Annotated in this window: 8 protein-coding genes and 1 pseudogene; 5 read left to right on the forward strand and 4 right to left on the reverse strand. The window is 61.8% G+C overall.

Going from position 1 to position 5,272, the window contains the following annotated elements; translation table 11 throughout:
* Together BO39_RS28920 and BO39_RS28925 are read right to left on the reverse strand one after the other, a co-directional pair.
* Positions 1-274 (reverse strand): PIN domain-containing protein (locus tag BO39_RS28920; RefSeq protein ID WP_043840301.1); only part of this gene is annotated, 274 nt, incomplete at its 3' end.
* A gap of 88 nt (positions 275-362) precedes the next feature.
* Positions 363-608, reverse strand: a complete 246-nt coding sequence (locus tag BO39_RS28925) for a hypothetical protein (protein WP_043840303.1) — start codon at positions 606-608, stop codon at positions 363-365.
* A gap of 342 nt (positions 609-950) precedes the next feature.
* Here BO39_RS28925 and BO39_RS33420 point away from each other — a divergent pair, with 342 nt between their 5' ends.
* On the forward strand, positions 951-1,199 hold the full coding sequence (locus BO39_RS33420; RefSeq protein ID WP_156964139.1) for a hypothetical protein: 249 nt from the start codon (positions 951-953) through the stop codon (positions 1,197-1,199).
* A gap of 116 nt (positions 1,200-1,315) precedes the next feature.
* On the opposite strand, the gene BO39_RS28930 is transcribed toward BO39_RS33420, so the two are convergent.
* Both BO39_RS28930 and BO39_RS28935 read right to left on the reverse strand, forming a co-directional pair.
* Positions 1,316-2,896, reverse strand: coding sequence for a putative bifunctional diguanylate cyclase/phosphodiesterase (locus BO39_RS28930; RefSeq protein WP_084698667.1), 1,581 nt, complete (start codon positions 2,894-2,896; stop codon positions 1,316-1,318).
* Between the two features lie 4 nt (positions 2,897-2,900).
* Positions 2,901-3,446, reverse strand: coding sequence for a heme NO-binding domain-containing protein (locus BO39_RS28935; RefSeq protein ID WP_052403020.1), 546 nt, complete (start codon positions 3,444-3,446; stop codon positions 2,901-2,903).
* 143 nt (positions 3,447-3,589) lie between these two features.
* Here BO39_RS28935 and BO39_RS35555 point away from each other — a divergent pair, with 143 nt between their 5' ends.
* The 4 genes and pseudogenes from BO39_RS35555 to BO39_RS28950 form a co-directional block, all read left to right on the forward strand.
* On the forward strand, positions 3,590-3,751 hold the full coding sequence (locus BO39_RS35555; protein ID WP_084698668.1) for a transposase: 162 nt from the start codon (positions 3,590-3,592) through the stop codon (positions 3,749-3,751).
* 39 nt (positions 3,752-3,790) lie between these two features.
* On the forward strand, positions 3,791-3,997 hold the full coding sequence (locus BO39_RS28940; RefSeq protein WP_043840305.1) for a hypothetical protein: 207 nt from the start codon (positions 3,791-3,793) through the stop codon (positions 3,995-3,997).
* A complete protein-coding gene (tnpB, locus tag BO39_RS32225) occupies positions 3,994-4,320 on the forward strand; it encodes an IS66 family insertion sequence element accessory protein TnpB (RefSeq protein WP_084698669.1) in 327 nt (108 codons plus the stop codon). Before BO39_RS28940 ends, tnpB begins: the two co-directional genes overlap by 4 nt.
* A 233-nt stretch (positions 4,321-4,553) precedes the next feature.
* A pseudogene (locus BO39_RS28950) lies at positions 4,554-5,272 on the forward strand (beta strand repeat-containing protein); the annotation flags it as partial.

Genomic DNA, 5,272 nt, shown 5'->3' on the forward strand with positions numbered 1-5,272 from the left:
GCTCCACCGTGACCACCTCGAAGCCTGCATTCGCGGCATGGCGCCACAGGCCCTCGTTGCTGTCGGTGACGCTGCCGAACACCACTGCCTTCGTCTCACCCGGTGCCTGCCGGAGCAGGGTCATGAAGCGGTAGAGGTCCAGCCGGTATTCGAAGTCGAGAACCCCACGCTGCCGGCTGTCCTCCAGGCTGCGCGCCATGCCCTTTGCCACGGCGCTGACCTTTTGCCCCTCGATGAACAGGTTGCTGCAGTCCACATAGGCGAGATGGGTCACACGCGGTCCTCGCTGGGCGCTCCGCAGTCTCGTGGCTGAGAGCCCTGCCCGCCTCGACGGCTGTGTTTCCGCCCGGCCGCGAGTTCTCTCAGGCGTAAGCGGCACTCACACCCACCGACACGGGCGACAGTCGCTGGCGCGGGATCTCGCGGGAGGTGGCGACACCCGGCTCTATCATCACGGTGACGCTGAGCAGGGCGGCGGCGTTGTGCAGGATGGAGGAGGACTGGGTGTCACCCTGCTCGGCCGCGTACTCGGACAGGCATTGCAGCGTCGCCAGGGTGGCGCGCAGCTCGCGCTGGAAGCGGTCGTCGGAAGCGTGGCTCGGCGCCATGGGGGTGTCTCTCGTGTGGAGCAGCCAGTGGGCTGATCATCAGCGCACTGACGATAACCGGAGGATCGTTAAAAATCCGTTTCGGATGCAAAGGGTATTGACGGGCCGGTTCTTCCACTTCAGAGAGAATGATGAGATTGTAACAAGAATGTGCGCTAAATCGCTGCTACAGAACGCCCTACACAGATGTCGCGGCAGTGTGATTTTTATTCGATCAGCCTCTTCCGACACCTCGCAGCCTGCTGCGATGCCTTGGCAACGACACTGAAGCTATCGCCGGAGCCTCTCTTCTTGCCACGAATCCAATCCCCTGCCGAGGTAACCCTGACAGGCGCACTCCGCATGAGCCTGGAATGGTACCTCGATGGTGTGCAAGACCCCGATGCACGCTGGCTTGCGCTCCAGCAAGCCTACCAGTGCCTTGAACACCAATTGGCAACCGTCGATGCCACTGCCTCAAACAAGGCGCACCTTAAGAACCGGGAGCTGATCACTTCCGCTCTACGCAGGGCTGCCCAGGAACTTGCGGCCGGCACCGCAGACACGGGGTTGATGCCGATCAACGAAGCAGCCGCTTACGGCTTGAACTGATTGTTGCAAGCTGCCCGGTGTCCTCATGGACCCCTACTAGGTCGTTGAACTGTACGCCTGCGGGTTCGATTTGACGGCTCAGCTAAGTGCCTGCACTGCCCCATTGATCAGCGCACTCAAGTTGCTCCAACTGAGCCCTCGAGGCACAAATTTTGGGGAAACACGTGTTGCGACCGCAGCATAGACCGCCGATCCTGATCATTGGCAATGGTGCGCCAAGCGTCTTTCAACGCAACTGGCTTGCTGAACAGATAGCCTTGCACCTCGTCACAGCCCTCCGCCTGCAGAGCCGCAAATTGCTCCGTCGTTTCGACGCCTTCCGCAAGTACCTTCATGTTGAGGGCTCGACCGAGGCCGATAACGGCGCGAATAATCTCCAAGCTACCGTTCCCGTCCGCCAAGTTCTGAACGAAGGCTCGATCAATCTTGATTTTGTCAAAAGGAAAGCTGCGGAGATAGCTGAGGGAGGAGTAACCCGTTCCGAAATCATCCATCGCAATCTGTACGCCGAGGTCACGCAGATCCTTCAACAACCGCAGTGTTTCATCACTGTTCTGCAGCAGCACTGACTCGGTTATCTCCAGCTCCAGCCGGGCCGCATCTAATCCTGATATGCTCAGAGCATGCCTGACTTCGTCCACAAGCCTGCCCTTCACGAACTGCACTGGGGACAGGTTGATCGCGACCTTCAGGGGTGCTGGCCACCGTGCCGCGTCACAGCAGGCCTTCTCAAGTACCCATGCGCCGAGTGGCTTGATGAGCAACGTTTCCTCAGCTAGCGGAATGAACTCGGCCGGTGAGATGCTGCCTCGTTCGGGATGGCTCCAACGCAACAAGGCTTCAAAGCCCATCAGGTCGCCGGTGTCCGCCTGTACCAGAGGTTGATAAAAGACCTCAAACTCCTTCTCGGCCACGGCACAACGCAGCGCGATTTCAAGGTGTCGGCGCACCTGCATCTGCTGATTCATTTCGGGCTCAAAGGCGCGCCAAATACCACGCCCCTCTGCCTTCGCAACGTAGAGTGCGATGTCCGCGTCCCGCAGCATTGAGTTAGCCTCGGCCGAAGCTGTGGACGCGGTCGCGATCCCGATGCTGGTCCCAATCAGGATCTGATGCGACTGTATGGAGAATGGAGCCTGTACGGCGCGGATAAGGCGCTCCGCAAGGTCCGTCCCCGCTCTTGGCTGCGGCGCCTCCATTTGCAGGACAACGAATTCGTCACCCCCGATGCGGGCGACTAGGTCGCTCTCCCGCACGCACTGCCGAAGGCGTGCCGAAACCGCACACAGGAGTTCATCGCCGATCGGGTGGCCAAGTGAGTCATTGACGGCCTTGAAGCCATCGAGATCAAGGTACAGCACCGCAACGTTAGAACTGGCCTCACCACTGCACGCCGCCTGCTGCAGATGCTTCTGAAGCACCAGGCGATTGGCAAGACCTGTCAGTGGGTCACGATATGCCTGCTCCTGAGCGCGGTGTCTCTCCCGGTCGAGTTCCAGGGTGCGCTCTTGCACACGCTGCTCAAGGCTGGCGTTCAACTGTGCCAGGTTGCGGTTCAGCGCGAACAGTTCCAGGCTTTTCTGCTCAAGGAGCCGCTCGGCCTCCTTACGCGCGCCAATCTCCCGCGCCAGACGACGTTCTAAGCGCTGCACCTGGTCCAGTGATGCAGTACTTTCTGAAGAATGGCTGTCGACCATGAGGCTACTGCGTTAAGTTTACGTAGATTCGGGTATAAGGCCCTCGCGGCCCCATAGCTGGCTCGCAAGTGAGCGTCACATCCTGCTCTACGTGGGCCGCGGCTCCCCTGATCACGCCCAGGGCAAGTGGCACCAGCGGTTTGCAGCTGTAGTACCCAAGCGTGAGCGCTTGCGAGCTACGGGTCTCTGGCACGAAGGACGGGAGCTCCGCATCAGGATAAAGCTTTCGAACCTCGACCTCGTGGAACTCGTCGATACCCTCAAGAATATCAAACAAGCTCCGGTCACGCGAGAAGTATTGGGGGGCGTAGCTGACCCAGCTCTCGAAGCAGTGGGTTCCGAAAGGCTCTAGTACGGCCGGCAGGCTTTGTCCGGTGGCAGCGACCAGGGCCTTGACCAAGGATACCATTTCCTCGAACGGATAGCTGCCAGTGCTCGTGTACACGCCATCATGCGAAAGCTTCGCGGCATCAATGATGTCATCCACCATATCCGCGCCATATCGCTTTTCGACATGCTCAAACAGCTCAGTGAAAACCCGCCCCTTCATCGTACCGCCCCTTCTTTCGGCGGAGATTGGATTCTATTCTTGAAAGATCGGTTAAGCGGTAAGCGCGGCGACGAGGCCCGTCTTCCTGCGCGGGCGGTGAATGTGCTGGGTCGGCCTGAGGCGGGGCGCTTCGGGCTGACGTTATGGTCGACGTTAATGACGACGCTAATGGTGGTGGGTATCGTCGGGTTGAGGTCCTGACCGGGCCTGGGCGCCGGCGGAGGTGGTCGGACGAGGACAAGGCGCGGGTTGTCGCGGAGACGCTGGAGCCCAGTGCTATCGTGGCCGAGGTCGCGCGGCGCTAGCAGGTCTGTTCCCAGCAGGTGTTCACGTGGCGGCGGGAGATGCGTGCCGGTGCCGTGGCGCGGCTTGGTTTCGTGCCGATCGTGGCGGAGGCGCCAGTGCCAACACCTGAGGCGATGGCGGCGCTGGCCCCCAGGGCGGCCACGATCGAGGTGCGGCTTGCCGGTGTGGTGCTGCGGGTCGCGCCTGGCACTGACCGCGAGTTGCTGACGACAGTGCTGCAGGCGCTCCGGACGTCGGCGGCATGATCGCGCCGCCGGCCGGCGCTCGTATCCTGCTGGCGACCAAGCCCGTGGACTTCCGCAAGTGCGCGCACAGCCTGGCGGCGCTGGCCGCCGAGGTGCGGGGGGCGGATCCGTTCTCGGGCACGGTGCTGGTGTTCCGCTCGCGGCGCGCCGAACGGATCAAGATCCTCTTTTCGGGGTATCCGAGGTTGATGTTTGGCCTCGACACGAGGAACTCGGGCTTAGCCGCAGGCGTCCCGATCAGTGGATTCATCCGAGAAATTGGGAGAATGCAACCTTTCTGCGGCCCGCCTCTACCTCACGGTCCTGCCCTCCAGCGGACCTAATTGGCAGTAAGCTGCAGCTGCTGTTAAGCCACGTCTATCGGCTCGGGATCGCTGTCTTTCCGACAGACACCAGCCAATTGGTTACGATAAACGAACGGTCAAGAAATAAACGTCACTCGCAACGTTCCGACAATGCAATTTATGTCTTCACAATCATGTGTTCACACGGGTATGTGATCACGCGCCGTCGAGGCGGGCAACTGGCCCCGGAACGGTCGAGAGAAGGCAGAAGCATGTCCCAGGTTGTTCTTCCCACCTTCGCGACGCTCGGCGCGGATGACGTCGTCGCCCTCAAGCTGCAGAACGCTGGCGTCGCCACCCTGCAGGGTGGGGTGACCACCTTCGGACAGGTTTTCGAGCAAGGGGACGTGCCCAAGGGAACCGGCCTCCTCGCGGAGATCGGCGGCAAGACCGTCGCCGTCCAGATGGACGTCAAGAGCACCTACCCGGACGGCTCGGCGAAGATGGTCGTGCTCTCCCTCGAGCGGCCCGACATCGCCGCCGGCACCTCCCTCGACGTGGTGCTCACCCACGGCACCATCTCGTCCGCGCCGGCCATCGACCTTGCCCAGGCGATCAGTGCGCATTCCTTCAAGGTGGACATGACGCCCGACGGCGGCGCGACCACCACCATCGACGTCCTCGCCGCGCTCAAGACGGCCCTTGCCAACGGCACCGCCTCCTTCTGGCAGAAGGGCGACCTGGCTGCCGAGGCGCGGGTCACCATCGACCTGCCGGGCTCGCAGCGGATGGTCTTCGACGTCACCGCCTACAAGGGCGGCGGCCTGTCGGTGGATGCGGGGTTCAACAACGACGACGCCATGCAGGCGACCGGCGGGCGGGGGAACTACACCCTCAAGGCCCAGCTCGACGGCCAGGTCGTCGCGAACGAGACCATCAGCCAGGGCCAGTACCAGAACTGGCACGAGAGCTTCACGACCGGCACCAGCGG

This window comes from Roseomonas aerilata DSM 19363 (genome assembly GCF_000711725.1).
Taxonomy (GTDB): domain Bacteria; phylum Pseudomonadota; class Alphaproteobacteria; order Acetobacterales; family Acetobacteraceae; genus Roseomonas; species Roseomonas aerilata.

Coding starts and splice junctions, on each gene's coding strand:
- BO39_RS28925 (WP_043840303.1), bottom strand. CDS start 608: ATGGCGCCGAGCCACGCTTCCGACGACCGCTTCCAGCGCGAGCTGCGC.
- BO39_RS33420 (WP_156964139.1), top strand. CDS start 951: ATGAGCCTGGAATGGTACCTCGATGGTGTGCAAGACCCCGATGCACGC.
- BO39_RS28930 (WP_084698667.1), bottom strand. CDS start 2,896: ATGGTCGACAGCCATTCTTCAGAAAGTACTGCATCACTGGACCAGGTG.
- BO39_RS28935 (WP_052403020.1), bottom strand. CDS start 3,446: ATGAAGGGGCGGGTTTTCACTGAGCTGTTTGAGCATGTCGAAAAGCGA.
- BO39_RS35555 (WP_084698668.1), top strand. CDS start 3,590: ATGGTCGACGTTAATGACGACGCTAATGGTGGTGGGTATCGTCGGGTT.
- BO39_RS28940 (WP_043840305.1), top strand. CDS start 3,791: ATGCGTGCCGGTGCCGTGGCGCGGCTTGGTTTCGTGCCGATCGTGGCG.
- tnpB (WP_084698669.1), top strand. CDS start 3,994: ATGATCGCGCCGCCGGCCGGCGCTCGTATCCTGCTGGCGACCAAGCCC.